The 26,315-nt window shown below is 67.2% G+C and carries 21 protein-coding genes and 1 pseudogene; 17 read left to right on the top strand and 5 right to left on the bottom strand.

From position 1 onward, the window contains the following. The 7 genes from GQ57_RS12710 to GQ57_RS12680 all read left to right on the top strand — a co-directional run. The coding region (locus GQ57_RS12710) for a non-ribosomal peptide synthetase (protein ID WP_152603245.1) at window positions 1-4,980 on the top strand (4,980 nt) is incomplete at its 5' end. 52 nt (window positions 4,981-5,032) lie between these two features. Next, window positions 5,033-6,391 carry a lysine N(6)-hydroxylase/L-ornithine N(5)-oxygenase family protein gene (locus tag GQ57_RS12705; RefSeq protein ID WP_052001288.1) on the top strand — a complete coding sequence of 453 codons (1,359 nt, stop codon included), beginning with the start codon at window positions 5,033-5,035 and terminating at the stop codon, window positions 6,389-6,391. A gap of 43 nt (window positions 6,392-6,434) precedes the next feature. Next, window positions 6,435-7,547, top strand: coding sequence for a GNAT family N-acetyltransferase (locus GQ57_RS12700; RefSeq protein WP_152601809.1), 1,113 nt, complete (start codon window positions 6,435-6,437; stop codon window positions 7,545-7,547). Between the two features lie 198 nt (window positions 7,548-7,745). Next, entirely contained in the window at window positions 7,746-8,486 is a 741-nt protein-coding gene (locus tag GQ57_RS12695) for a thioesterase II family protein (RefSeq protein WP_052001285.1), read from the top strand. Window positions 8,487-8,497: 11 nt separating this feature from the next. Beyond that, complete coding sequence (locus tag GQ57_RS12690) at window positions 8,498-9,478, top strand: TauD/TfdA family dioxygenase (protein ID WP_235215055.1); 981 nt, start codon at window positions 8,498-8,500, stop codon at window positions 9,476-9,478. After that, window positions 9,468-10,049, top strand: a complete 582-nt coding sequence (locus GQ57_RS12685) for an RNA polymerase factor sigma-70 (RefSeq protein WP_081894933.1) — start codon at window positions 9,468-9,470, stop codon at window positions 10,047-10,049. The genes GQ57_RS12690 and GQ57_RS12685 overlap by 11 nt, the downstream gene beginning before the upstream one ends. A 55-nt stretch (window positions 10,050-10,104) precedes the next feature. Continuing rightward, on the top strand, window positions 10,105-10,320 hold the full coding sequence (locus GQ57_RS12680) for an MbtH family protein (protein ID WP_031400536.1): 216 nt from the start codon (window positions 10,105-10,107) through the stop codon (window positions 10,318-10,320). A gap of 73 nt (window positions 10,321-10,393) precedes the next feature. Here the strand turns inward: GQ57_RS12680 and GQ57_RS41600 are convergent, their stop codons facing one another. Continuing rightward, entirely contained in the window at window positions 10,394-10,663 is a 270-nt protein-coding gene (locus GQ57_RS41600) for a hypothetical protein (protein WP_152603244.1), read from the bottom strand. Window positions 10,664-10,768: 105 nt separating this feature from the next. Beyond that, a complete protein-coding gene (gene mdh / locus GQ57_RS12670; protein WP_034198018.1) occupies window positions 10,769-11,941 on the bottom strand; it encodes an iron-dependent methanol dehydrogenase in 1,173 nt (390 codons plus the stop codon). Window positions 11,942-12,465: 524 nt separating this feature from the next. Here mdh and GQ57_RS41595 point away from each other — a divergent pair. After that, a pseudogene (locus GQ57_RS41595) lies at window positions 12,466-12,672 on the top strand (transposase); the annotation flags it as partial. Window positions 12,673-12,685: 13 nt separating this feature from the next. On the opposite strand, the gene GQ57_RS12665 reads toward GQ57_RS41595, so the two are convergent. Beyond that, window positions 12,686-13,498: a DNA-binding transcriptional regulator gene (locus tag GQ57_RS12665; protein WP_031400533.1), complete on the bottom strand. Its 813-nt coding sequence runs from the start codon at window positions 13,496-13,498 to the stop codon at window positions 12,686-12,688. Window positions 13,499-13,662: 164 nt separating this feature from the next. Here GQ57_RS12665 and GQ57_RS12660 point away from each other — a divergent pair, with 164 nt between their 5' ends. From GQ57_RS12660 to GQ57_RS12625, 8 genes are read left to right on the top strand one after another with little or no spacing between them, the layout of a single operon-like run. Beyond that, window positions 13,663-15,495 (top strand): bifunctional 3-(3-hydroxy-phenyl)propionate/3-hydroxycinnamic acid hydroxylase, encoded by a 1,833-nt coding sequence (locus GQ57_RS12660; RefSeq protein WP_034198017.1) that lies wholly within the window; start codon window positions 13,663-13,665, stop codon window positions 15,493-15,495. A 1-nt stretch (window position 15,496) separates the two neighbouring features. Continuing rightward, window positions 15,497-16,465 (top strand): 3-carboxyethylcatechol 2,3-dioxygenase, encoded by a 969-nt coding sequence (locus tag GQ57_RS12655; protein ID WP_031400531.1) that lies wholly within the window; start codon window positions 15,497-15,499, stop codon window positions 16,463-16,465. Next, entirely contained in the window at window positions 16,455-17,243 is a 789-nt protein-coding gene (gene mhpD, locus GQ57_RS12650; RefSeq protein WP_031400530.1) for a 2-keto-4-pentenoate hydratase, read from the top strand. The genes GQ57_RS12655 and mhpD overlap by 11 nt, the downstream gene beginning before the upstream one ends. A 17-nt stretch (window positions 17,244-17,260) precedes the next feature. Continuing rightward, the gene (locus tag GQ57_RS12645; protein ID WP_031400529.1) at window positions 17,261-18,208 is read left to right on the top strand and encodes an acetaldehyde dehydrogenase (acetylating); all 948 of its coding nucleotides are present in this window, start codon (window positions 17,261-17,263) and stop codon (window positions 18,206-18,208) included. A gap of 15 nt (window positions 18,209-18,223) precedes the next feature. Next, the gene (dmpG, locus tag GQ57_RS12640; RefSeq protein ID WP_326929153.1) at window positions 18,224-19,246 is read left to right on the top strand and encodes a 4-hydroxy-2-oxovalerate aldolase; all 1,023 of its coding nucleotides are present in this window, start codon (window positions 18,224-18,226) and stop codon (window positions 19,244-19,246) included. Window positions 19,247-19,304: 58 nt separating this feature from the next. Continuing rightward, complete coding sequence (gene mhpT, locus GQ57_RS12635; protein ID WP_031400527.1) at window positions 19,305-20,558, top strand: 3-(3-hydroxy-phenyl)propionate transporter MhpT; 1,254 nt, start codon at window positions 19,305-19,307, stop codon at window positions 20,556-20,558. A gap of 14 nt (window positions 20,559-20,572) precedes the next feature. Then, window positions 20,573-21,439, top strand: coding sequence for an alpha/beta fold hydrolase (locus GQ57_RS12630; protein WP_034198015.1), 867 nt, complete (start codon window positions 20,573-20,575; stop codon window positions 21,437-21,439). Window positions 21,440-21,466: 27 nt separating this feature from the next. Beyond that, window positions 21,467-23,017 carry an MFS transporter gene (locus GQ57_RS12625; protein WP_235215054.1) on the top strand — a complete coding sequence of 517 codons (1,551 nt, stop codon included), beginning with the start codon at window positions 21,467-21,469 and terminating at the stop codon, window positions 23,015-23,017. Window positions 23,018-23,113: 96 nt separating this feature from the next. Here the strand turns inward: GQ57_RS12625 and GQ57_RS12620 are convergent, their stop codons facing one another. Together GQ57_RS12620 and GQ57_RS12615 are read right to left on the bottom strand one after the other, a co-directional pair. Beyond that, complete coding sequence (locus tag GQ57_RS12620; RefSeq protein ID WP_031400249.1) at window positions 23,114-24,040, bottom strand: amidohydrolase family protein; 927 nt, start codon at window positions 24,038-24,040, stop codon at window positions 23,114-23,116. Window positions 24,041-24,584: 544 nt separating this feature from the next. Then, on the bottom strand, window positions 24,585-25,289 hold the full coding sequence (locus GQ57_RS12615; RefSeq protein WP_031400248.1) for a TetR/AcrR family transcriptional regulator: 705 nt from the start codon (window positions 25,287-25,289) through the stop codon (window positions 24,585-24,587). A gap of 127 nt (window positions 25,290-25,416) precedes the next feature. Between GQ57_RS12615 and GQ57_RS12610 the strand changes: the two genes are divergently transcribed. After that, window positions 25,417-26,307: an alpha/beta fold hydrolase gene (locus tag GQ57_RS12610; RefSeq protein WP_031400247.1), complete on the top strand. Its 891-nt coding sequence runs from the start codon at window positions 25,417-25,419 to the stop codon at window positions 26,305-26,307. Window positions 26,308-26,315 lie beyond the last annotated feature (8 nt).

Raw genomic sequence — 26,315 nt, 5'->3', positions numbered from 1 at the left:
TCGCGCCTGCTGCTGGTCGTGCATCACCTGGCGGTGGACGGGGTGTCGTGGCGGGTGCTGCTCGAGGAGCTGGGCCAAGCCTACGAGCAAGTGTCGTCGGGCGCGCCGCTGGCGCTGCCGGAGCGCAGCATGAGCTGGAGCGAGTGGAGCGACGCGCTGGTGGCGCATGCACAGAGTGATGCGGTGCGCGGCGAGCTGGACACGTGGCGCACGCAACTGGCGCCGACGTCGGGCTGGGATGACGCACGACGCGCGCGTGGCGGCCTGCCGCTGGCGGCGGCGCTGACGGAAGTGGACGCGACGCTGGGCGCGAGCCGGCTGATTCGCCGGAGCCTGGATGCGGCGAGCACGCGCGCGCTGCTCCAGGACGTGCCGGGTGCGTATCGCAGCCGGGTGGACGAAGTGCTGGTTGCGGCGCTGGTCGACGCGTTGTCGACGTGGAGCGGCGAGCAGGGCGTGCTGGTGGAACTGGAAGGCCATGGCCGCGAGGACGTGGTGGAAGGCGCGGACCTGACGCGCACGGTGGGCTGGTTCACGACGCGCTACCCGGTGTGGTTCGCGTCGCAGGGAGAGGGCGCACGGACGCTGGCCGGAGTGAAGGCGGCGCTGCGCGCGGTGCCGCACAAGGGGATGCACTACGGGGTGCTGGAATACCTGGCGCCTGAAGCGGAGCGTTCGGCGGTGCGCGCCTTGCCGCGTGCGCAGGTGAGCTTCAACTACCTGGGCCAGTTCGGACAGGAAGGCGACCGGCGCGGCCCGATGCGGCTCGCCACCGGCGAACATGCCGGCGACGCGGCCAGCGCGGCCGGCCGCTGCGCGCACGCGCTGTCGTTCAACGCGTGGATCGTCGACGGCGCGCTGTCGATCGAATGGCGCCACGTGCCGGGCGCGCTCGACGCGACGGCCGCCGACACACTCGCGGCGGCGTTCGATGCGCGACTCGCGAGCCTGATCGCGCATTGCGCGGCCGCGCCGCGCGGCGCGACGGCCGCCGATTTCCCGCTCGCGGGCCTCGACGAAGCGGGCCTCGCGGCACTCGGCCTGCCGCTCGCGGAGATCGACGACATCTATCCGGCGACGCCGCTGCAGCAAGGGCTGATCTTCCACGCGCAACTGCGCCAGGGCAGCGGCACCTACGTGAACCAGCTTCGCCTCACGCTGACGGGCGCGCTCGATGCGACGCGCCTCGAGCAGGCGTGGCGCACGGCGGTCGCCCGCCATGACGTGCTGCGCACCGCCTTCGGCCATCGCGCCGACGGCGAACTGCTGCAGATCGTCCATCGCACGGCCGACCTGCCGTTCACGTGGCACGCGGCGCGCGATGACGGCAGCGGCGCGCGCTACGAGGATCGCATCCACGCCTGGTGTGCGCAGGATCTCGCGCAGGGCGTCGATCTCGACCGGGCGCCGCTGATGCGGATCAACGTGTTCGAGCGGCCCGACGGTGCGCACGACCTGATCTGGACGAGCCACCATGCGCTGACCGACGGCTGGAGCAGCTCGCGGCTGCTCGACGAAGTCGCCGTGCATTACGCGGCGGGGGCGGACGGTGCGGCGCGGCTGCCGGCGGCGGGCCGCTATCGCGACTACGTCGCGTGGCTCGCCGCGCAGCCGTCCGCGCGCGATGCGTGGCTCACGCGGTTCGCGCAGGCCGACGATCCGGTGATGCTGAAGGACGCGCTGGGCGCCGTCGCGCAGCCGCGCCAGGGGCTGTTCCATCTCGAACAGCCGCTGCCGGCCGACGCGGAAGCCGCACTGCGCGCGGCCGCGCAACGGGCGCAGGTCACGCTGAACACGCTGATCCAGGCCGGCTGGGCGCTGCTGCTCGCCCGCCGCGGCGGGCGCGACGCGGTCCGCTTCGGCGTGACGACGTCGGGGCGCAGCGCGGGCGACGCGCAGGTGCCCGGCATCGACACCATGCTCGGCCTTTTCATCAACAGCCTGCCGATCACGCTCGACGTGCCGGCCGCCTCCGCGCCGGCCGACTGGCTGCGCGAGATCCAGCACGCGAACGCGGCGCTGCGCGAGCACGAGCACGTGTCGCTCGCGCAGGTGCAGCGCTGGATCGGCGCGAGCGGCGACGCGCTGTTCGATTCGCTGCTCATCTTCGAAAACTACGACACGGGCGAGCCGCGCGACGCGCAGCCCGACAGCGGGCTCGCGGTGCGCGCCGCGTCGGCGGTGAACCGCACGCACTATCCGCTCACGCTCAGCGTGACGCCCGGCCGCGCGCTGACCTTCGAATGGGCATGGGATGGCGCGCACGTCGATCGCGCGACCGTCGAGCGGCTCGCGGCCGACTACCTCGACCTGCTCGCGCAACTGGCCGACGGCGCAATTGCGCATGTCGGCGCGATCGGCGTGCGCCATGCGCCGACGGCCGCGCCCGTCCGGCGCGAGACGCCCGGATTCGCGTCGCTGCCCGCGCGGATCGCGGCCACGGCCGCGCGGGACGGTGCGCGCATCGCGCTCGGCTGCGGCGACGCGCGACTCGACTACCGGACCTTCGACGCGCAGGTGCGCGCGATCGCGCAGCGGCTGCTCGACGCCGGCGTCACGCGCGAGGCGCGCGTCGGCGTATGCGTCGCGCGCAGCGAGCGGCTGCCCGTCGCGCTGGTCGGCGTGCTCGCGAGCGGCGGCTGCTACGTGCCGCTCGATCCCGACTATCCGGCCGCGCGCCTGCGGTTGATGATCGAGGACGCCGGCGTGACGATCCTCGTGACCGATGCGGACAGCCGCGCGCGGCTTGCGGAAGGCGGCGCGCTGCCCGACGGGGTCGCATGCATCGACGTCGACGCCGCGCGCGCGGCGCCGCCCGGCGCCGGCCTGCTGCCCGAGATCCACGCGGCGCAGCTCGCGTATGTGATCTACACGTCGGGGTCGACCGGCCGCCCGAAGGGCGTCGCGATCAGCCACGGCGCGCTCGACCGGTTCCTGCATTCGATGCTCGCGACGCCGGGCATCGCGCGCGACGACGTGCTGTTATCGGTGACGTCGCCTTCGTTCGACATCTTTGCGCTGGAGGCGTATGCGCCGCTGATCGTGGGGGCGCGCGTCGAGATCGCGGCGCGCGCGGACGTCGTCGACGGCGAACGGCTCGCGAAGCGGCTGGCCGCGACGGGCGCGACGGTGATGCAGGCGACGCCGAGCGGCTGGAAGCTGCTGCTCGCGTCCGACTGGCGCGCGGCGCCGGGCTTCCGCGCGCTGTGCGGCGGCGAGGCGCTTGCGGACGATCTCGCGGTCGCGCTGCGCGCACGCGGCGCGACGCTGTGGAACCTGTACGGCCCGACCGAGACGACCGTGTGGTCGAGCGTCGCGCGCGTCGACGCAGCCACGCCGATCACGCTGGGCGCACCGATCGACCATACGGCGCTGCGCGTGCTCGACGCGCACGGCCATCCGGTGCCGGCCGGCGGCGCCGGCGAGCTGTTCATCGGCGGCGACAACCTCGCGCGCGGCTATCTCGGCCGTGCGGCGCTGACGGCCGAACGCTTCGTGCCCGATCCGTTCGGGCCGCCCGGCGCGCGTCTGTATCGCACGGGCGACGGCTGCCGCGTCGGCGCCGACGGCGCGCTGCGCTACCTCGGCCGGCTCGACCAGCAGGTGAAGGTGCGCGGCCACCGGATCGAGATCGGCGAGATCGAGGCCGCGCTGCGCGCGCTGCCCGGCGTGCGCGATGCCGCCGTTGCGCTGGTCGACGACGGCCGCGTCGCGCGTCTGGCGGGCTGCATCGTGCCGGCCGCGGATGCGCGCGACGCCGCATCCGGCTGGCAGGCCGCCGCCGCGGCCGCACTGCCCGCGCACATGGTGCCCACCGTCTGGCGGGTGCTCGACACATTGCCGCAGACGCCGAACGGCAAACTCGATCGCCGTGCGCTCGCACAGGGCTGCGCGGCCGATGCGGCGCCGCTCGGCGAGCCGCGCGCGCCGCGCACCGAGAGCGAGCGGCGCGTGGTCGACATCTGGCAACGCGTACTCGGCGGCGTGCCGGTCGGCATCGACGACGACTTCTTCCAGATCGGCGGCGATTCGCTCGCGGCGATGCGCGTGATGGCGCAACTGCGTGCGGCCGGCGCCGGCGCGTGTCCGCTCGAGCTGCTGTTCGTGCGGCGCACGCCGGCTGAACTCGCGGCCGCGCTCGACGGGGCCGGCGCAAGCTGGCCCGACAATCTCGTCGCGCTGAACGACGCGCCCGGCGCGCGCGACACGCTGTTCTGCGTGCATCCCGGCTTCGGCCTCGTGAACGGCTACGCGCCGCTCGCGGCCGCGCTCGGCCAGGACGTGCGCGCGATCGGCGTGCAGTCGCCGCGCTACACGGATTCCGCATGGCAGCCGGCCGACTTCGACGCGTGGATCGCCGACTACGTCGAGCGGATCCGCGCCGCGCAGCCGCACGGCCCGTACCGGCTGCTCGGCTGGTCGCTCGGCGGGCTGCTCGCCGCGCAGATCGCCGCGGCGCTCGAACGCGCGGGCGAAACGGTCGCGTGGCTCGGCGTGCTCGACGCGCATCCCGCGCCGGCCGCCGTCGATCCGGCCGAAGCCGTGCTCGACGTCGACACGTTGCGCGGCTATCTCGCGCCGCGTTCCGCCCGGCGGGCGGCCGCGCTCGACACGCTGCCCGCTGCCGCGCGCACGGGCGACGCGCACGCGCTGCTCGACGCCGCGCAGGCGGCCGGCGTGATCGACGCCGACGAGCGCGCGACGCTCGACACGCTCGACGCCGTCGTGCGCACGCATCGCCGCCTGCTCGCGATGCCGCGCCGCGCGCCGCGCCTGCATGCCGACATCGACGTCTGGCACGTCGCCGGCGCGTCGCCCGCCGACGCGGCCGCATGGGCGCCGCTGACGGCCGGCGTCGCGCACGCGGTGGCCGCGCTCGACACGACGCACGACGCGATCGTCCATCACCCGGCGGTGCTTCGCGAGGCCGCCGCGCGGCTGCGCGCGGGCACCGCCGCCGAATCGGGGACGCCCTCGTGAGCGCGCCCTTCATCCAGACCCGCCGCATGAATTTCAACAGGAGTGCTTGAGCATGCCAATCGATCAATACGCACCCACGCCTGCCGTCGATCTGCTCGGCATCGGCTTCGGCCCGTCGAACCTCGCGCTCGCGATCGCGCTCGACGAAGCCGGCCGCGCATCCGGGCAGGCGCTGCAGGCCCGCTTCATCGAACGCAAGCCGTCGTTCGCGTGGCACAGCGGGATGCTGCTGCAGGACAGCCGGATGCAGATCTCGTTCCTGAAGGATCTCGTCACGCTGCGCGATCCGTGCAGCCCGTTCTCGTTCCTCAAGTATCTGCATGAGCAGGGGCGGCTCGAGGATTTCGTGAACCTGCGCAGTTTCCTGCCGACGCGCATCGAGTACGACGGTTATCTGCGCTGGGCCGCGGAAGCGTTCGCGGATCGCACGCACTATGGCGAATCGGTGCTCTCGGTGCGGCCGCGTTCGGCGGGCGGCAAGGTGCGCGCGCTCGAGGTCGTGTCGCGCCGCGCCGACGGCAGCGAGGTCGCGCGCACCGCGTCGAACCTCGTGCTGGCGGTCGGCGGCCGGCCGTCGCTGCCCGCGCCGCTGGCCGCGCTCGACGGCCCGAGCGCACGCCGGCTCGTGCATTCGTCCGCGTATCTGCCGTCGATCGACGGGGCGCTGCGCGAGAGCCGCGCCGAGGCCCGCGCGGCGGGCCGCCGCGTGCGCATCGCGGTGCTCGGCGGCGGGCAGAGCGGCGCCGAGATATTCCAGGATCTCGTGCAGCGCGGCGGCCTCGACGACGATCTCGACGTGACGCTCGCGATTCGCGGCTCCGCGCTCAAGCCGGCCGACGACAGCCCGTTCGTCAACGAGATCTTTCACGCCGACTTCACCGACGAGATCTATCACCGCAGCCCCGATGCGCGGCAGCGCTTCTTCGACGAGTACCGCGGCACCAACTATTCGGTCGTCGACATCGACCTGCTCGAGCGGCTGTATGAGCTGTTCTACATGCAGAAGGTCAGCGCGCAGCCGCGCCACACGCTGCTCACGCAGCGTCACCTGATCGCGGCGACGCCGGGCGCGCACGGCCTCGCGCTGACGTTCGACGACACCGCGCGCGGCGTGAGCGAAACGCGCGAATACGACATCGTCGTCGCGGCGACGGGCTATCGCCGCGACGATTACCGGAACCTGCTCGACGGCGTCGCGCCGTATCTCGGCGAATTCGAGGTGGGCCGCGACTACCGGCTGAAGGCGCGCGACGATTTCCAGCCGGGTATCTGGCTGCAGGGCGGCTGCGAGGCGACGCACGGGCTGAGCGATACGCTGCTGTCGATCCTGGCCGTTCGCTCGGCCGAAATCGGCGCGTCCGTGTACGACGCATGCGTGCGCCGCACCGAGCGCACGCCGGCCGTCGCCTGACCGGCCTTTTCCTTTCCCCCGACAAACCACACGGAACATGACGATGGACACCACCCTGATCCCGCTGCCGACGGCCGCGGCCACCGCCCCGGGCGCAATCGACGCCGACGCCGACGGCTTCCCGTCGTTCTCGCTCGTGCTGGCCGACGGCCGCGCGAGCCGCGTGCAGGTGCGGACGGGCGGCAGCGTTGCACTGCACGTCGACGGCGAACCGCGCGCACTGCTGCTCGCGCGCATCGACGCGACCCATGTCTCGATCGAGATCGCGCCCGGCGACGCGGGACGCCTCGAACGGCAGCCGCCCGAGGTCCTGCTGCCGCTCCTCGCCGAATATTTCAGCCGGCCCGTGAACGTGTCGTCGGTCGAATTCACGCTGCCGGTCGGCCATGCGTGGGCGGTCGACGCGGTGCGACGCGGCGTGTTCGACGAGATCGTCGATGGTGCCGCCGGCTGCCGGCTGCGCTGCCACCGCGCGACCTTCTGGCAGCATCCCGCGCCGTGGCTGCGTGCGACGAGCAGTGCCGGCTATCCGCCGCGCTACACGATCACGAACCATCATCGCCATCCGGTCCGGCCGCCGAAGCCGCAGGGGCTCGTCTACGAACGGCGCATGCCGCATCTCGACCTGACGTTCTCGCTGCGCACGCTCGACGTCGGTCGCGACGTCGAGACGTTCAACCGCTGGATGAACCTGCCGAGCGTGGCGCGCGTGTGGGATCAGGCCGACGACGTGAAGACCCATACCGAGTATCTGGCCGCGCAGGCGGCCGACCCGCATACGCTGACGCTGTTCGGCTGCTTCGACGACGAGCCGTTCGCGTATTTCGAGGTGTACTGGGTCAAGGAGGATCGCCTCGCGCCGTTTTGCGACGCGGGCGACTACGACCGCGGGCTGCACATCCTGGTCGGCAACCGGCGCCACCAGGGGCCGGCGAAGCTCGAGGCGTGGCTGCGCTCGCTGTTTCACTACATGTTCCTCGACGATCCGCGCACGCAGCGGCTGTTCGGCGAGCCGCGCATCGACAACGAGCGCTGGATCGCCTACATGCAGGAGCAGGGCGGCTCGAAGCTGAAGGAGTTCGACTTTCCGCACAAGCGGGCCGCGCTCGTCAGCATCTCGCGCGAAACCTACTTCGAATCCTATGGCCCGCGCTGACCGGCGCGGCGCATGCCGGAGCGTACCGATCCCCGGATCGGGCCGCCCGGCCGTCAATGAAATGTCACTTGACAGCGATTTCGAGATAATAGTTAAATGCAAATCATTCTCATGTAGAGTCGTATTTCGTAATGACCTCGGGAGCCGGTCCGATCGCGCCATGCGGTGTCTCGCCGGCCCTCGCGGCGAGGGAAAGGTATGACGGCGGAACGCGCCACCTTGTTTTGCCTGCCGTTCGCGGGAGGGAGTAGCGCCGTTTTCAATCCGTGGCGCGCGCTCGCGCCGGCAGGGGTTCACGTCGCGCCGCTCGCGGTGCCGGGGCGCGGCGCGCAGTGGCGGGAGCCGCTGCTGTCGCAGTGGGCGCCGCTGGTCGATCGCCTGCTCGACCAGGTCGCACCTCACGTGTTTTCCCGTTATGCACTGTTCGGCCACAGCATGGGCGCGCTGCTCGCATTCGAACTCGCGCATCGCCTGCGCGCGTGCGGGCTGCCCGCGCCGGCGCTGGTCGTCGTGTCCGCGTGCCGGCCGCCGCGCAGCGCGCACCGCCTGTCGGGCGTCGACTGGCTGCACTGCCCGGAGCAGCGTGTGCTCGACGAGCTCACGTCGATCGATGCACCGGACGACGCGCTCGCGCACGACGAATTGCGCGCGCTGATGCTGCCGATCGTGCGCAACGATTTCCAGCTTTGCGCCAACTACCGTTATGTGCCGCGCACGCCGCTCGCGACACCGATCCACGCGCTCGCGGGCAGCCGCGACGCCGGCTGCCCGTTCGACGCGATGCGCGACGGCTGGCGGGCCGAAACGCTCGGATCGTTCTCGGGCGACGAACTCGACGGCGGTCACCTGTACCTGCGAGACGATCCTGCACGCACGTTTCTGGCGGTGTGCGACGCGCTCGATGCGCACGTACCGACCGCGCAACGCAGTCCAATTTGATAGGAGTCAACATGTCGATCGATGTTCGCGAAGCCCCGCCCGGGACTCGAATGGATGCGACGGTTTTCCAGCACGGCGACACTCGCCTGCCGGTGCTGTCGGCGCCTGGCGCCGACATTCTCGACGAGATGCTGCGCGATGCGATCGCCGGGCACCTGAATCGCGAGGGCGGCGTGCTGCTGCGCGGATTCGCCGGCATGAGCATCGAGCGCTTCCACGATTTCGCGAAAAGCTTCGGCTCGCCGCTGCTGTCGTACGAATTCGGCTCGACGCCGCGCAGCGAAGTGAAGAAGGGCGTGTATTCGTCGACCGAATACCCCGCGCATCAGTGGATTCCGCAACACAACGAGCAGGCGTACACGACGCAGTGGCCGATGAAGATCTGGTTCTACTGCGACGTCGAGCCGGTCGATCGCGGCGAGACGCCCGTGGCGGACGCCCGCGCGGTCTATCGCGACCTCGACGCCGCGCTGCGCGAGCGCTTCGCGACCCGCCGGCTGATGTACGTGCGCAATTACGGCGGCGGGCTCGACCTGTCGTGGCAGCAGGTGTTCAACACCGACGACGTCGCGACGGTGGAGGCGTATTGCCGTGCGCAGCAGATCGAGTGGGAGTGGAAGGAAGACGGCAACCTGCGCACGCGCCAGATCTGCCAGGCGGTCGCGAAGCATCCGCGCACCGGCGAGGACGTGTGGTTCAACCAGGCGCACCTGTTTCACGTCTCGTCGCTCGAAGAGGCGACGCGCGAGGCGCTGCTCGACATCGTCGACGAGGAAGACCTGCCGCGCAACGTGTACTACGGCGACGGCACGCCGATCGCCGACGACGAACTCGATGCGGTGCGCGCCGTCTACGATGCGCACCGGCTCGATTTTGCGTGGTGCCAGGGCGACGTGATGATGCTCGACAACATGCTGCTCACGCACGGCCGTGCGCCTTTCTCCGGCCCGCGCCGGATCGTCGTCGCCATGGCGGAACCGCATGGGGTTTGACATGGGCTGCATCGACATCGATCGGGGCCCGGCCGTGCAGGAGCCGATCGGCGGCCGCGGGCAGGAGCTGACGCATGCGCTGCTGGCGTCGCGCCGCGCGTTGATCGATACGGCCACGCGCATCGTCGGATGCCGGCGGCGCGGCGAGGACGTCGTGCACGACGTGTGGGTCAAGCTCGAGGAAGGATGCGAGGCCTGCGACGTGCGGCAGCCGGGCGGATACGTGGCGCGGATGGTGCGCAACCACGCGATCGACCGGTGCCGGCGGATGAATCTCGAGGCGTGTCACTGGGCGCCCGAGGAGGCCGGGCTCGAGGTGCCGGCCGAAGCGCCGTCGCCCGAGCAGACCAACATGGTGCGGGAAGCGATGTGCGAGTTGTCCGACGCGCTCGACGCACTGCCCGAACGCTCCCGTACCGCGTTCTGCATGTACTACGTATATGGCTATACGCAGCGGGAGATTTCCGACCAGCTCGGCGTGTCGTCGACGCTCGTCAACTGCATGGTGCGGGACGCGACGGCGCATTGCCGTTCGCGGCTCGAGCCGTATTACCGCGCGGACCGGATGTGATGCGCGCCATCGCGATTCCGGTGCCGGACGTTTCATTCAATCAGGAGTTTTCATCATGAGTTTCGACAACGACAACGCGACCTTCCAGGTGGTCATCAATCACGAAGAACAGTATTCGATCTGGCCGGATTTCAAGGAAGTGCCCGCCGGCTGGCGCAAGGTGGGCGTGCAGGGGACCAAGCAGGTCTGCCTCGACCACATCGAGCAGGTCTGGACCGACATGCGCCCGCTCAGCCTGCGCCAGGCGCTCGGCGAGGCGCCCGCCGCCTGACGGTGCGCGGTGCGCGGTGGGGCCCGCTTCGCGCGACGGGCGGCTCGATCGCGCTCCCCGAGGGGCTTGCCCGTCAGCCGGATTCGGGCAGGCGGCGATCCGGCAAGCCGCCTCCTGGTGGGACAGCGTCCGGTGCGCGCTGGGTCCGGGCCTGGTTGTATCCCAGGACCGCCGACGACGCGATGTCGGGGCGGTGCGCGACGTTGGTCGCGATGGTCGTCAGCGGGGCGCGAAGCCGCGCGGCGTACACCGACGTGACGGGGCTGTCGCCGGGGCGGGCGGTCTTGCGGCTGTCGGCGTCGGCAGGCTGCCGCGCGCCTGGCGTGAAGGATGCGTCGGGCATGTTCGTCAGGATCTCGTTACGGGTGTGACACGATGGAATGCGAGGCAGGATCGCCGGCGGCGATGCCCTCCCCCCGACGCGACGTCGTCGAGGGGAGGGCGGCCCTTACATGGCTGCCTGGAAGATCTCGACGACCTGGTTGAGCGTGGCCTTGCGCGGATTGGTGAGCATGCACGCGTCCTTCTGCGCGTTGTGCGCCATCACCTCGTGGTCTTCCGCCTTCACGCCCAGGCCGGCCAGGCCCGACGGGATGCCGATGGCGCCCGACAGGCCGCGGATGGCGGCGATCGCCGCCGCCGCCGCGTCCGTGGTGGACAGTCCGGCCGTGTTCGCGCCCAGCAGCGCGGCAATGCGCGCGAAGCGCTCGGGCGCGGCGATCAGGTTGAACGCCGACACGTGCGGCAGCAGGATCGCGTTGCACACGCCGTGGGGCAGGTTGTAGAAGCCGCCGAGCTGGTGCGCCATCGCGTGCACGTAGCCCAGCGACGCGTTGTTGAACGCCATGCCCGCGAGGTACTGCGCGTAGCACATCGCCGCGCGCGCCTCCATCGATTCGCCGTTGGCCACCGCCTTCGGCAGCCACTCGCCGATCAGTGCGATGGCCTTCTCCGCGCAGGCGTCGGTGATCGGCGTCGCCGCGGTCGAAACGTAGGCCTCGATCGCGTGCGTGAGCGCATCCATGCCGGTGGCCGCGGTCAGCGCCGGCGGCATCGCGACCATCAGGCGTGGATCGTCGATCGCGATGAGCGGCGTGCAGCGCCAGTCGACGATCGCCATCTTCACGTGATTGCTGGAGTTCGTGATGATGCAGAAGCGCGTCATTTCCGCGGCCGTGCCCGCCGTGGTGTTGATCGAGATCAGCGGCGTCATCGGCACGGTGGACTTGTCCACGCCCTCGTAGTCGCGGATGTGGCCGCCCCCTGCGGTGACGAGGCCGATCCCCTTGGCGCAGTCATGCGATGAACCGCCGCCCAGCGACACGATGAAATCGCAGCCTTCCTGCTGATACAGCTTGACCCCGTCATGGACGTTGACGTCGGTGGGGTTGGGCTCCGCGCCGGCGAAGATCGCGGCCTGCAGGCCCGCTTCGCGGAGGTAGCCCGCGAGGGTTCCGGACAGCCCCATCTTGTGCAGGCCCGCGTCGGTCACGATGAGCGCCTTCCTGGCGCCCAGCGACTTCGCGCGCGAGCCGGTCTCGCGTGCGCAGCCGGGACCGATGAGGGTGACGCAGGGAATGAAGAAGCTGTCGGTACGATCGGCGATGCTCAGGTAGCTCATGTCGTCTCCAGGGATTGTGGGGGTGTCTCGGCACCCGCATGAGCTTTCGCACGAACCGTACCAGGGGCTTGAAGTCCCGGATTCAGGTGTGGGCATGCCGCCCGCAGCCCGGTTCGGCTGTTCCTGTTCGACACACCTGTTCACTTTCGACACAGGGGGAGGGGGTGCCCTGGGGGCACGTTTTCGCTGGCTCCGGATGTGCCGGATGTGCCGGATGTGCCGGATGTGCGCGCGGCTATCGCCTCGATCCGGAGGAGCACGGTCGATCGCCGGTGGAGCGGTGCGGTGCGCATCCGCTGACCGTCGTCTGCGTGCACCCGTCGCCTGCGCGGTTCGCCTTGTCGCCGCGCGCCTGCCGCGATTGCGCGGAATCGATTCGCCCCGGACGCGTCATCGAAGTCCTGTCCCAACTGGTCAGCCTTCATGGTGCGCCTCGTTACTTGCGTTCGGGCAATGGCCCATAATTCGTATCGCGGGCCATCCTGAAGTGGGCTGCACGGAACGGCATGGACATGGCGCTTAGCGATCCGCAGCATCCCCGGCAACGCGGCACGAACGAAAACACGAACGGGCTTCCTGGACAGTACGTCCCAAAAGGAACGGACCTCTCTGCCTACTCGCAAGCCAGGCTTGACGCCATTGCCCGACGGCTCAACGAACGTCCACGCAAGACACTAAACTTCGATACACCGGCTGAACGATTCCATCACGCTGTTGCATCGACCGGTTGAATCCACCATGTGCTTACGCCGATGGATGGGGTTGAGTCCCTGGTTTCTGCTTCAACGCTGCGGCGATTTCTGTCGCCGTTTTCTGCAACTCGGGCACATAGCGGCGAGTGGCGTCTGCGAGACTGACCGCGCGCGACAGGAAGACGATGTTGAGACTCGCGATCACGCGTTCGTCCGCGCTGATCGCGACCGCCACTGCACCGATTTTCGCCTGTGCGGTCCAGTCTCCGTGATTTGATCCGAAACCATCCTCGCGCACACGCCGGATCAGCTTGCGCACGAGCGCATCGTTTCTCGCGAACGCCTGTTGCTCTTCGCCGCCCGCGCCGGAGCGCAACAGGTCGAGAATCTCCTCGCGCTCCTCGTTGGGGCACATCGCGAAGTAGGCGCGGCCCGCTGCCGTCAGCAAGATCGGCAAACGCCGCCCGACCATCGCCCGATGAAACGACAGCCGGCTGAAGCGATGCGTCGTCTCGCGGATGATCATCGCATCGCCATCGGGCGTGGTCAGATCGGATGGCCATGCAACGCGCTGCAGTAGCTGCCCCATGATCGGCGGCGCCACGGTCGCGATACGCTCGGTATCGGTGAAGCCCTCGCTCAACGCACGCACGGCGAGCGTCAGGCGGAAGCTGTCGTCCGATGGGCTGCGGCGTACGAACCCTTCCTCCATCAACGTTTCGAGCAGACGGCGCACCGTGGTGCGATGCAGGCCGGTCAGATCGGCGATCTGTTGACTCGTTGCGCGCCCGTCTTCCATTGCATTCAGCGCGCGCAGCACCTGAAGGCCGCGCGCCAGTCCGCGCACGTTCGTGTAGGTCGTCACGTCAAAAATACCATTGAAATCAACTATGTGCATTCTATGCACATTCTGGAGATTTTGTTGAGGGCGCTTTCGGCGGTCCATAAACTGCATTCATAAGCTGAACGACCGGGCGCCAGACGCTTCGCCGGTTCAGCACATCGGACAAGCCCAGTCAGGAGACAAGCATGCGCCCCGCCTTTGAACCGGCGGCCGGCAACGGCCGCGCTCATCCTCGCGAAACGCCCCATCGTTCGATCGACGCCGATGTCGCCATCGTCGGCGCGGGCCCGGTCGGCCTGATGAGCGCGAACATTCTCGGCCTGCAGGGCGTGCGCGTCGTCGTGATCGAGAAGCTCGCGCAGATCATCGACTATCCGCGCGCCATCGGCCTCGATGACGAGGCACTGCGCGTATTTCAGTCGGTCGGCCTGGTCGACGAGTTGCTTCCTCACACCACGCCGAATCACTGGATGCGCTTCACGCTGAAAGGGAAGTGCTTCGCGTCGATCGAGCCGCGCACCGACGAGTTCGGATGGCCGCGCCGTAATGCATTCATCCAGCCGCTCGCCGATCAGATTCTGTACCGCGGTCTCGAGCGCTTCGAACATGTGTCGACGCTGCTTGGCCACAGCGTTGACAGCTTCGTGCAGGACGAATGCGATGTGACCATCGCCGCGACCGACGCGCATGGCGTGACGACAACTATCCGCGCCGCATACCTGATCGGCGCGGACGGCGGCAACAGCATTGTCCGCCGCACGCTCGACGTGCCATTCGAAGGCCGCACGAAGCCGAATCAATGGATTGTGATCGACGTGCGCAACGATCCGATCGGCTCGCCGCATGTCTATCTGCATTGCGACGCACGGCGTCCCTACGTGTCGGCGGCATTGCCGCACGGCATCCGGCGCTTCGAATTCATGGTGATGCCTGGCGAGACGGAGGCGGAACTGTCGAAGCCGGAGAACATGGCGGCGCTGGTGCGCGGGGTGGTCGACGATCCTGACAAGGTCGACTACATTCGTCAGCGGGTCTATACCCACAACGCGCGGCTCGCAAGCACGTTCCGCGTGAAGCGCATTCTGCTCGCGGGGGACGCCGCGCACATCATGCCGGTGTGGCAGGGGCAAGGTTACAACAGCGGCATTCGCGACGCGAGCAATCTCGGCTGGAAGCTCGCTATGGTCGTGAAAGGCACGGCGGACGATGCGCTGCTCGATACCTACACGATGGAGCGGCGCGCCCACGCGCGCTCGATGATCCACCTCTCGGAAGTCGCGGGCGATATCTTCGCGCCGACGAGCTTCTTCGGATCGAAACTGCGCGACGCGTTCGTACGCTGCTTCGATGTGTTGCCTGCAATGAAGCGCTATTTCGTCGAGATGCGCTTCAAGCCGATGCCGCGCTATGAAGAGGGCGCCGTGCTGCTGGCGCGACGCGAGCGTTCCGACGGCCTGCTCGCGCGCCTGATCGCGAAGCGCGGACACGGCGCGTTCGGGCGGCTCATCGGCCTGATGAGCGAGAAACCCGAATCGCTGATAGGGCGGATGGTGCATGGCCGCGATGCACAGGCAGGCACCCCTGTGGGCCGCATGTTCATCCAGCCGCGCGTGCGTCTTGCGGATGGCGGCATTGTCAGGTTCGACGATGCGATCGGCAACCGCTTCGCGATCGTTTGCTGGGGCACCGACCCGACCTTCGGTCTGACGCCCGAGGCGCGCCGTCTCTGGAGCGTGCTGGGGGGATGCTTCGTGCTCGCGAAGCCCGATCCGCAACTCGCCTTCCATGATGACGTACCCGAAAACGTGATCGCCATGGGCGATGTCGACTCGCGCCTGCGCGACTGGTTCGCGCGCGTGCCGGAAGCGGTCGTGCTGTTGCGGCCCGACCGCTTCGTGGCCGGCATGTGTTCGCCTCAATGCGTATCGGATTGCGTGTTGCAACTCGCGGAAAGGCTGTCGCTGCCCACGACAACCGGCGCGACGTTCGCGCATGCCGCCGACCTGGTGGGAGCCTGAGATGCCGATCCATCTCGAATGCATGTCCCACACGCCTTTGTACGGTTATGTCAATCCCGCGCCGGCGGTCGTCGCGGAAGTCGAACGGGTGCAGCGCGCGGCGCGCGAGCGGGTCGATGCGTTCGATCCGGAGTTGGTAATCGTGTTCGCACCGGATCACTACAACGGATTTTTCTATGACGTGATGCCGCAGTTCTGCATCGGTGTGAGTGCGACGGCGATCGGCGATTTCGGCAGCGCGGCCGGCCCGCTGCCCGTCGCGCGCGAGGTGGCGCTCGCGCTTGCCGATGCCACGCTCGCGAGCGAGATCGACGTAGCCGTGTCGTATCGCATGCAGGTCGATCACGGCTGCGCGCAGGCGCTCGAGGTGCTCACCGGTGGCATCGACCGTTATCCGGTAGTCCCCGTTTTCATCAACTCGGTTGCGCCGCCGATGGCGTCGTGCCGGCGCGCCCGGCTGCTCGGCGATGCGATTGGCCGCGCCGTTGCGCATATGAACCGGCGCGTGTTGCTGATCGGCTCGGGCGGTATTTCCCACGAGCCGCCGGTACCGGAAATCGCCGGTGCGGATGATGTCGTCGCGGAGCGATTGATCGCGGGGCGCAACCCGTCACCGGAGTCGCGCGATGCGCGCCAGTCGCGTACCGTCGCGGCGGCAAAGGCATTCGCGGCGGGTGACAGCCGCCTGCATCCGCTCAATCCCGCATGGGACCGCATGTTTCTCGAACTGCTCGAGCGCGGCGAACTCACCGCCGCCGATGGCCTCACGAACGAAGCGATCACGCGTGATGCAGGCAAGTCCGCGCACGAGATCCGCACGTGGGTCGCCGCATTCGGTGCGCTCGCGGCGAGTGGCCCTTACGCGGCATCGATCGATTACTACCGCGCGATTCCGGAGTGGATCGCGGGTTTCGGCGCGATGCATGCGTGCGAACAGACCCATTTCAGGAGAGAAAACCATGTCGGCTGACAACAGCATGCTTTCGATGGCCGCACGCCTGCGTGAAGCGCAGGCCTCGCGCCGGGCGATCGCGCCGCTGCGCGAGACGTGTCCCGAAGGCGACGCGACACTCGCTTACGCGATCCAGCAGATCAACAACGACTTGCGCATGACTAACGGCGAGCGTGTCGTCGGCAGGAAGGTCGGCCTGACTTCGCCCGCGGTGCAGAAGCAACTTGGCGTCGATCAGCCGGACTTCGGCGCGCTGTTCGCGTCGATGGCGTATGGCGACAGCCAGCCGATGCCGCTTGCCTCGTTGATCCAGCCGAAGGTCGAAGCGGAGATCGCGCTCGTGCTCGAACGCGACCTGGCCGCCGAAAGACACACCTTCGCGGATCTGATGTCCGCGATCGCGTATGCGGTGGCCGCGATCGAGGTCGTCGACAGTCGGATCAGCGACTGGGACATCCGGTTTTTCGACACCGTCGCGGACAACGCGTCGAGCGGGCTGTTCGTACTCGGCAGCCGCCCGGTCCTGCTGCGCGATATCGAGTTGACCGCGTGCGCGATGACGCTCACGCAGGACGCCGAAGTCCTGTCACGTGGCAATGGCGGCGCGTGCCTCGGCAATCCGCTGAATGCGGCAGCGTGGCTCGCGGATCGGATGGTTCGACTCGGCACGCCGCTGCGTGCGGGCGACATCGTGCTGACGGGCGCGCTTGGCCCGATGGTCGCGGTGAAGGCGGCCGGCACTTATACGGCGCATATCGAAGGGCTCGGCAGTGTGCGCGCCAGTTTCGGCGAATGACGGACGGAGACATTTCCATGGCAACAGACAACACCAGGTGCAAAGCCGCGATCATCGGATCCGGCAACATCGGCACCGACCTGATGATCAAGATCATGCGTCGCAGCAAGCATCTCGACGTCGCGGCGATGGTCGGCATCGATCCGGCCTCGGACGGCCTCGCGCGCGCCGCGAGGCTCGGCGTGGCGACGACGCATGAAGGCGTGGAAGGGCTCGCGCGCCTGCCCGTGTTCGACGAGATCGACTTCGTGTTCGATGCGACGTCCGCCGGCGCGCATGTGAAGAACGACGCGTTCCTGCGCACGCTCAAGCCCGGAATTCGCGTGATCGACCTGACGCCCGCTGCCATCGGCCCGTACTGCGTGCCGGTGGTGAACCTCGACGCGCATCTCGATGCGCCGAACGTGAACATGGTCACGTGTGGCGGACAGGCGACGATCCCGATGGTCGCCGCCGTGTCGCGGGTCGCAAAGGTGCATTACGCGGAGATCGTCGCGTCGATCAGCAGCAAGTCGGCGGGACCGGGCACGCGCGCGAACATCGACGAGTTCACCGAGACGACGTCGAAGGCGATCGAAGCAGTCGGCGGCGCCGGCAAGGGCAAGGCGATCATCGTGCTCAATCCGGCCGAGCCGCCGCTCATGATGCGCGACACGGTCTATGTGCTGTCGGAAGCGGCAGACCGGGCGCTGATCGAAGCATCGGTCAGCCAGATGGCCGCTGCGGTCCAGGCCTATGTGCCCGGCTATCGCCTGAAGCAATCCGTGCAGTTCGACGACATCCCCGCCGCTGCGCCGTTGCATATCCCCGGACTCGGCCAATTCAGCGGACTCAAGACCTCGATCTTCATCGAAGTGGAAGGCGCGGCCCATTATCTGCCGGCCTACGCGGGCAATCTCGACATCATGACGTCCGCCGCGCTGGCCACGGCCGAGCGGATGGCCGCGTCGCTCGTGAACGCCTGACGCAAGGAGCACCCGATCATGGACAAGAAACTCTATATCTCCGATGTGACGCTGCGCGACGGCATGCACGCGATCCATCATCAGTATTCGATTCAGAACGTGCAGGACATCGCCCGTGCGCTGGACGAGGCGAAGGTCGACAGCATCGAGGTCGCGCATGGCGATGGCCTGCAGGGTTCGAGCTTCAACTACGGCTTCGGCGCGCACAGCGACCTGGAATGGATCGAGGCGGTCGCCGACGTGGTGAAGCACGCAACAATCGCGACGCTGCTGTTGCCCGGCATCGGCACGATTCACGATCTGAAGGCCGCGTACGACGCGGGCGCGCGCGTCGTACGTGTCGCGACCCATTGCACGGAAGCGGACATTTCGAAGCAGCACATCGAGTATGCGCGCAGCCTCGGCATGGACACCGTCGGCTTTCTGATGATGAGCCACATGACCACGCCCGACAACCTTGCGATCGAGGCGAAGAAGATGGAAAGCTACGGCGCGACCTGCGTATACGTGGTCGATTCCGGCGGCGCGATGAACATGAGCGACATCCGTGCGCGCTTCAGGGCGCTCAAGGCGGTGCTGCGCCCCGAGACTCAAACCGGCATGCACGCCCATCACAACCTGAGCTTAGGCGTTGCCAACTCGATCGTTGCGGTCGAGGAGGGCTGCGACCGCATCGATGCGAGCCTGGCGGGCATGGGGGCGGGCGCGGGCAATGCCCCGCTCGAAGTGTTCATCGCGGCGGCCGAGCGCCTTGGCTGGCATCACGGCACCGATCTCCATCGCCTGCTCGATGCGGCCGACGATATCGTGCGCCCGTTGCAGGACCGGCCGGTGCGCGTGGATCGCGAAACGCTCGCGCTTGGCTATGCGGGCGTGTATTCGAGCTTCCTGCGGCATTCCGAAGTCGCGGCGATGAAGTATGGCCTGAAAGCCGTCGACATTCTCGTGGAACTGGGCAAGCGGCGCATGGTGGGCGGTCAGGAAGACATGATCGTTGACGTCGCGCTCGATCTGAAGAAGCGCGAAGCGCGCGCCTGAACCATCCGTCATGCCACGCGCCATGAAGAGCGCTGCATCGTCCAACCTGGAGACATCAATGAAAACGTCAACGGCTTCTCCCCCGCGCGCCGGCGGCGCCATCACCATCGGCCTCTGCCTCATGGTCGCGCTCCTCGAAGGGCTCGACTTGCAATCCACCGGTATCGCCGCGCCGCGCATGGCACGCGAGTTTCATCTCGCGGTCGCGCAGCTCGGCTGGGCATTCGGCATTGGCGCGCTCGGTCTGTTGCCGGGCGCGGCGATGGGCGGCAGGCTCGCGGATCGCATCGGCCGCAAGCGCGTGCTGATGATGTCGGTCGCGTTGTTCGGGATATTTTCGATTGCAACGACCCAGGTGTGGGATCTGCAAAGCCTGCTCGCCGCGCGCTTTCTCACGGGCCTCGGTCTCGGCGCCGCAATGCCGAACCTGATCGCGCTGTGCGCTGAAGCGGCGGCGCCCGGACAACGCAGCACGGCGGTCGGCGCGATGTACTGCGGGATGCCGTTCGGCGCGGCGCTCGCGGCAGTGATCGGCATCGTCAGCCCGGGCGCCGAGGGCTGGCGGCACATTTTCTATGTTGGCGGAATCGGACCGCTGCTGACCTTGCCGCTGCTGGCGCTCTTCTTGAAGGAGTCGACGCACTTCGTTGCGGCACGCCAAGGTGCGACCCGCGAGTCGACGGAAGGCATCCTGCGCGCGCTCTTCAGTAACCGGCGCGCGATGACGACCATCGCGTTGTGGCTCAGCTACCTGGGAACGCTGATTGTGCTGTATTTCCTGATGAACTGGTTGCCGTCGATGGTGCTCTCGCGCGGCCTCACGCCGGTACAGGCAAGCGTCGTGCAGATGATGTTCAACATCGGCGGCGGCGTCGGCGCGATTGTGATCGCGGGGCTGATGGATCGCATGGGCAAGCGACCGGTCGTGGTAGGCATGTATGCGGGCATCGCGATTGCGTTATTGGCGCTCGCTGGCGCGACGGGCAGCGTGTCGATGGCCTGGGGCGGCCTGCTGGCGGGACTGTTTCTCGTCGGCGCGCAGTCGGTGCTGTATGCGCTCGCAGGTGCAACGTATCCGACGCGCGTGCGCGGCACGGGCGTCGGCGCTGCAGTGGCCGTCGGCCGTGTAGGTTCGATGGTCGGCCCGCTGATCGCCGGGCAACTGCTGGCGTTGGGCCAGAGCGCGTCGATGCTCGTGATCTCGAGCATTCCGCTCATCGTGATCGCGGCGCTCGGCGCGCTCGCGGTGGTCGCGAAATCTCCGCGCGAGCCGGCCAACGGCTCGCACACACTTGGAACCGAATCGATCTGACGAAGGACATCGACATGACTGACACCGTGATTCATTCAGAGGCTGCGACCAGCAAGTTTGTGAACGTGATGGAAGGCGGCACGGAACTGCGCGTGCACTACAACGACACCGGCGCAGGGTCGGAAACGCTGGTGCTGCTGCACGGTTCCGGCCCGGGCGCGAGCGGCTGGGCCAATTTCTATCGCAACGTCGACGTGTTCGCTCGCGCAGGCTACCGTGTGATCCTTGTCGACTGTCCCGGCTGGGGCAAGAGCGATTCGATCGTCTGCACCGGCTCGCGCTCCGACCTCAACGCGCGCGTGCTGAAGGGCGTGCTGGATACGCTCGGTATCGAACGCGCGCATCTCGTCGGCAACTCGATGGGCGGACATAGCGCAGTGGCATTCGCGCTGTCGTTTCCGGAGCGTGTCGGCAAGCTGGTGCTGATGGGTGGGGGCACGGGTGGGCCGAGCCAGTTCGTGCCGATGCCGACCGAAGGCATCAAGCTGCTGCAGGGACTGTATCGCGAGCCGACGCTAGAGAACCTTCAGAAAATGCTCAACGTCTTCGTCTACGACGCGAGAACGATGACGGAAGAGCTGATGCAGACGCGGCTCGATAACATGCTTGCGCGGCGCGATCATCTCGAGAACTTCGTGAAAAGTCTGGCGGCCAATCCGAAGCAGTTTCCGGACTATGGTCACCGGTTGAACGAGATCAAGTCGCCCGCGCTCGTGATCTGGGGGCGGGACGATCGTTTCGTGCCGATGGATGTGGGGTTGCGTCTCGTGTGGGGCATGCCGAATGCCCAACTGCATGTATTCGGGCGATGCGGGCACTGGGCGCAGTGGGAGCATGCGGACGCATTCAATCGCATGGTGCTCGACTTTCTGCAAAGCTGAGCGTGCAGGCACTCGCGGTCGTCGCGGGTGCCGCGCCTCTTCTGCAAGCGGAGTGATGGCCGCAGCACGTTCGGAGAAGCCGCTTTTACCGGGTTGCCCGAGGCGCGGAACGGGTACGTTCCGTTCGGTGCGGATGAGCAGGCGTCGAGAGATCGCACGGTCTTGTTGCTGGCGGGCGCTCATGATGTTGCTGCCACCGTCTGCACAATCCATTGCCATCTGCTTGCGATCGCATTTGCCTGTTTTACGGCGCAACCGGCCGAATGGCTGCGCGCCGGCAACCCCATCGAGCGTCACAAGGAGTCGGACATGAGCGCAGCACCCATGGAGGGCGCAGGTGCCAGTGGATCCAGCAAGCTGAAACTCGTCACCATCGTCGCAGGAGCAGCAATCGGCATGGCTCTGGGTTATGCCCCGGTATTCAATGCGACTGCCGGCGTATTCGCGCCCGTCATGCTGCGTGAATTTCACTGGACGCGGGAACAGGCTGCCATGTCCTACGCGGCGTCGATGGGCGGGCTCGCTGTGGCGAGCCCGTTCGTCGGCATGTTGATGGATCGCCTTGGCGTGCGCCGCGTGATTCTCGCTTCTGCAATCGCCTTCAGTCTTGCCGTGGCATGCATGGGGCTGCAGAGCGGTGCCATTGGAGCGTGGATTGCGCTATCGCTGGCGATCGGCGTGTCGGGAGCCGCAACGTCGGTGCTCGGTTACCTTGCGATTCTTCCGCAGTGGTTCGACCGGCGTCTCGGGCTCGCGACGGGTTGCGCAATGGTCGGACTCGGTGTGGGCACGGCCGCCGCGCCCACGGTCACCCAGCACCTCATCGCCGCATTCCACTGGCGCCACGCCTACCAGATCATCGCGTGCGTGTCGCTCGGGGGCTCGCTCCTTGCCTGTGCGCTGATCCGGGAGCGAAAGGTGGCGCGACGGCCACAAGCGGACGATCGCCTTGCCGATATCACCGGCGCAGAGCAGACATTCCCGGCGGTCAAACTCGGCACGATCGTCGTGGTCGCCTTTCTCGCTTCGAGTGCGACACTCTCGCTCAATCCGCATTTGCCGGTGCTTCTAGCGGATCGCGGCCTGTCACCCGGGGCTGCGGCGAACTGCGCGTCGCTTGTCGGCGTCGGGATACTCGTCGGGCGCCTGATTTCCGGCGTACTGATCGATTACCTTCATGCGCCGCTCGTCGGCGCGGGTTTCCTGCTTGCCGGCGCGTTGGGGTACCTGCTGCTCATGAACGCTGCGTCCCTGCCATCCGTGCTGCTCGCGTGCGCCTGCATCGGCGTCGCGATAGGGGTGGAAGGTGATCTGCTTTCCTATCTCGTCCGTGCCTATCTGGGGTTGAGGCGTTTCGGTCTCCACTACGGGATCGCGTTCGCGGGCTATGGTGTCGGCGCAGTCGTGGGCCCCCTCGTGGCGGGACGCTATTTCGACCTGTATCGCAACTACGCGTTACCGCTCCGGCTCGCTCCGATCGTGCTGGTCATCGCCAGCGTGCTGCTCGTTTCGCTCGGCAAATATCGCACGTTGCGATCGGATCGGCCGAAGGGCAAGTTCGTGAGCGCAGACACCTGAATGGCAGGGGCGGCGGAGGGAAGAACCCGCTGTTGACCCAACGTGGAAGCGCACGAGAAAAAAGGGGCGCCGGCATCCGTTGCCCCAAACTTCTTCTTACCCCGCCGCCAGTCGCGGGAACAGACGTTCCGCGTTACCGCGATAAATTGCGTGTTGCTGCGCTTCCGTCAGCGCAAATGCTTCGAGCATCCGGGTGAAATCGACTGACCGGTCCTTGCTGGCATACGGCCAGTCGCTTCCGAACGTGATCCGGGACGGATCGGCGAAGGCAAGCAACGCCGGCAATGCGTAAGGGCTGCTCGAGAGCGCCGTGTCGAAGTAAAAGCGCCTGAGACGCGCCAGGCCGGCCTCGTTGCTGTCGTCGGGTGACACGACGCGCGCAATTCGCTGTGCTGCGTAGGGGACAAACCCGCCTGCGTGCGACAGTATGAATTTCACGTCAGGAAAGCGCTCGAGCCAACCGGCTTTCGCAATGTTGATCGCCGCGCGAGTCGTGTCGAGCAGAAAGTCTGCCGCATACGGGGGAATCCCGGGCACCGGCTCACAGGGCAGGTCGCCGGGGTGAATGAAGACGACTGCCTGACGGTGGTTCAACTCATCGAACAGCGGTGCCCAGGATTCATCACCCAGGTACGTGCCTCGTACGTTACCGATCAGCACCACGCCGTCCGCACGGAGCGTATCCATCGCATAGGTCGTCTCCGCGATTGCGCCCTCGACATCCGGTAGCGTCAGCGTCGCGAAGAATCCGAAGCGGCCGGGGTATCGTGAGACAACGCCGGCCGCGAATTCGTTGACCTCCCGCGCCTTCTCGCGCGCCTCGATGTCGTCGCCCAGATGAACCCCCGGCGTCGATACGGAGAAAATGCCCGTGGCCGTCCCCTCTGCGTCCATGAGCTCGAGGGCTCCTTCTTCGCTCCAGTGCGGGATCGCGAGACCTCCCGCTGTTATGCCGCGACTTTCCAGCCACGCTGCATAGGATGGCGGCACGATGTGATGGTGCGTATCGATTTTCCTGGGCATGTTGCCTCTCCTGGTTGTGCTATGCGACGCGAGGTCTTCGCGCGCTCGGCGGATCTTCCACACCAGTCTAAGGACGCCGGCAGGACCGTCAAATCATTCTCCGGCGTGTGCAAGGAGTGCACCGACAAACCGCTTTCGATGTCCATCGACGACATCGACGAAGGGGGGGCATAGGTGCACCGAGGCGAGGTGAATCGAAGCGATGACGGCTCGCGGGCGGTGACGCCATGTTGATCGCGTGCCGGTTCTGGTTGTCCGATGCTTCGCCGGCGTCCCGCGATTGCTTGCCATTCCGGATCGTGGGCCCACGCTGGGATGGACGATTGACGCAGCTCATCCGGGTTGCCTGTCGTCGTTTGCAGCAGGTCCAATCGCTCCCGGTTCGATTCAGGCTGCGTACTACGGGTTGGTGGATTCGTCCGAAAGAACGCGGGGGCTACTGCTACGTGAAGCAATAGGCGCCCGCGAATGATGGCGCATGGATGGCCGGGTTGAGTCGCCTCGATCGGCGGTTCCGCCTGATGGCGTGCCGCGAGGCGGTCGATCATGACCGGGGGGCGGGTGTCTTCGCCGCACGCACACGTCCCCGCTCCAGCAGTGACGTTTCAGGCGGCGTGACCAGCGTCAGTTGGTCCAGCACGAGTCTCTGCGCTTCCTCTCCGTCGACACCCAGGCCGCGCAGAATCGCGGCAACGATCTGTTCGGGCGATTCGGCCACCTCACCGTTTTCGCTGAATCGATGAATCGTCGTGAGGGCGGTTCCTGCAATCATGTCGAGCGCCAGATCGACCGTCACACCCTGAAATCGGCCGGTCGCCAGGCCTTGATGGATGTGGACCGGCAGGTACACGTAGATCAGGCTGCTCGGGCCGACGGCATGGACGCCAGCTGCTGAAATGAAGCGGGCAAGCAGCGGATAGGCGCGTGCGGCATACAGAAACATCCGGACGCCGCACGCAATTCTTCGGGCTGGATCGTCGTACACGCCCACGACCGCTTCGATCAAGCGAAGCAACTCGTCGTTGAGCTCCTGCGTCACTGCCTCGAGCAGTTCTTCATTCGTCCGGAAGTAGTTGTAGAAGGTGCCTTGCGACACATCGGCTGCCGCAATGACGTCCTGGATGACACTGGCGCCAATCCCTTTCTCGGCAAAAACGAGCATCGCGCTTTCGATCAGCCGCGCGCGCATCCGTTCGCGGCGCTGCGCAGCAACACGAGTCCGATGATCAATGGTCGTGGATTCACTCATGTATCGATTATACGGTGCGGCTGACGGACGTCCGACCACGCGCTAGGTAAAAACGAGAGTATTGTCATAATGACATTTGTCTCAGTAGAATAATTCACACCTCGCGAAATCAGGAGCAGTCGACGCCATGGACACCCCCGCCATCACGCACGCAATGCGCCAACGCACCGTCACGGTCGGCACGCGGCAAATTTTTCTATCGGAAGCAGGCGATGGGCCCGCCTTACTGATGCTGCATGGCGGTGGGCCGGGCGCATCGGGCCTGTCGAACTACGCGCGGAACATCGAGGCGCTCGCGCAGCATTTTCGGGTGCTGGTGCCCGACATGCCCGGGTTCGGTCGGTCCACGAAAGGCGTCGACCGCAACGATCCATTTGGAGATCTCGCGGAAGGCATGCTCGGCATGCTGGACGCGCTCGGTATCCCGAATGCGCACGCGATCGGGAATTCTCTCGGCGGGGCCTGTGCACTTCGCATGGCGCTGGAGTGCCCTCAAGCGGTGGGCCGACTCGTGTTGATGGGCCCCGGCGGAGTGAATACGACGCGTCAGGTTCCCACGCCGGGCCTCAAGCGTTTGCTGAACTATTACAAGGGCAATGGCCCGAGCCTCGGGAAGCTCACGACGTTCATTCGCGGCGATCTCGTTTTCGATGGCAGTCTCGTGCCGCAATCGATGATCGAGGAGCGCTTTCGGGCCAGCATCGACCCCGCCGTTGTCGCGAGCCCGCCATTGCTGGGCCCCAAGGGCATTCCGAAGTTCAGCCATATCGACTTCACGCGGGATGCGCGACTGGCATCCGTGCGCAATCCGACGCTCGTGTTGTGGGGCGTGGATGACAAGGTCAACCGAGCCAGCGGCGCGTATGCGCTCCAGAAACGCATGCCGAACTGTGACGTCTACCTGTTCAGCAATACCGGACACTGGGTCCAGTGGGAGCGGTCGAGCGAATTCAACGCCGCCGTACTGGCATTCCTTGCGCAGAGCGATGCGAAAGCGCGCGTCGTCGCTGCCCGTTGATCGAGGGA

Source organism: Burkholderia sp. MSh2, assembly GCF_000731655.1.
GTDB classification, from domain to species: domain Bacteria; phylum Pseudomonadota; class Gammaproteobacteria; order Burkholderiales; family Burkholderiaceae; genus Burkholderia; species Burkholderia paludis.
This window is presented reverse-complemented; position numbering and strand designations above follow the sequence as displayed.

Coding starts and splice junctions, on each gene's coding strand:
- mhpD (WP_031400530.1), top strand. CDS start 16,455: ATGTCGGCTGACAACAGCATGCTTTCGATGGCCGCACGCCTGCGTGAA.
- GQ57_RS12700 (WP_152601809.1), top strand. CDS start 6,435: ATGGACACCACCCTGATCCCGCTGCCGACGGCCGCGGCCACCGCCCCG.
- GQ57_RS12705 (WP_052001288.1), top strand. CDS start 5,033: ATGCCAATCGATCAATACGCACCCACGCCTGCCGTCGATCTGCTCGGC.
- mhpT (WP_031400527.1), top strand. CDS start 19,305: ATGAAAACGTCAACGGCTTCTCCCCCGCGCGCCGGCGGCGCCATCACC.
- GQ57_RS12685 (WP_081894933.1), top strand. CDS start 9,468: ATGGGGTTTGACATGGGCTGCATCGACATCGATCGGGGCCCGGCCGTG.
- GQ57_RS12680 (WP_031400536.1), top strand. CDS start 10,105: ATGAGTTTCGACAACGACAACGCGACCTTCCAGGTGGTCATCAATCAC.
- GQ57_RS12695 (WP_052001285.1), top strand. CDS start 7,746: ATGACGGCGGAACGCGCCACCTTGTTTTGCCTGCCGTTCGCGGGAGGG.
- GQ57_RS12645 (WP_031400529.1), top strand. CDS start 17,261: ATGGCAACAGACAACACCAGGTGCAAAGCCGCGATCATCGGATCCGGC.
- GQ57_RS12630 (WP_034198015.1), top strand. CDS start 20,573: ATGACTGACACCGTGATTCATTCAGAGGCTGCGACCAGCAAGTTTGTG.
- GQ57_RS12660 (WP_034198017.1), top strand. CDS start 13,663: ATGCGCCCCGCCTTTGAACCGGCGGCCGGCAACGGCCGCGCTCATCCT.
- GQ57_RS12610 (WP_031400247.1), top strand. CDS start 25,417: ATGGACACCCCCGCCATCACGCACGCAATGCGCCAACGCACCGTCACG.
- GQ57_RS12655 (WP_031400531.1), top strand. CDS start 15,497: ATGCCGATCCATCTCGAATGCATGTCCCACACGCCTTTGTACGGTTAT.
- GQ57_RS41600 (WP_152603244.1), bottom strand. CDS start 10,663: ATGCCCGACGCATCCTTCACGCCAGGCGCGCGGCAGCCTGCCGACGCC.
- GQ57_RS12620 (WP_031400249.1), bottom strand. CDS start 24,040: ATGCCCAGGAAAATCGATACGCACCATCACATCGTGCCGCCATCCTAT.
- GQ57_RS12615 (WP_031400248.1), bottom strand. CDS start 25,289: ATGAGTGAATCCACGACCATTGATCATCGGACTCGTGTTGCTGCGCAG.
- GQ57_RS12690 (WP_235215055.1), top strand. CDS start 8,498: ATGTCGATCGATGTTCGCGAAGCCCCGCCCGGGACTCGAATGGATGCG.
- mdh (WP_034198018.1), bottom strand. CDS start 11,941: ATGAGCTACCTGAGCATCGCCGATCGTACCGACAGCTTCTTCATTCCC.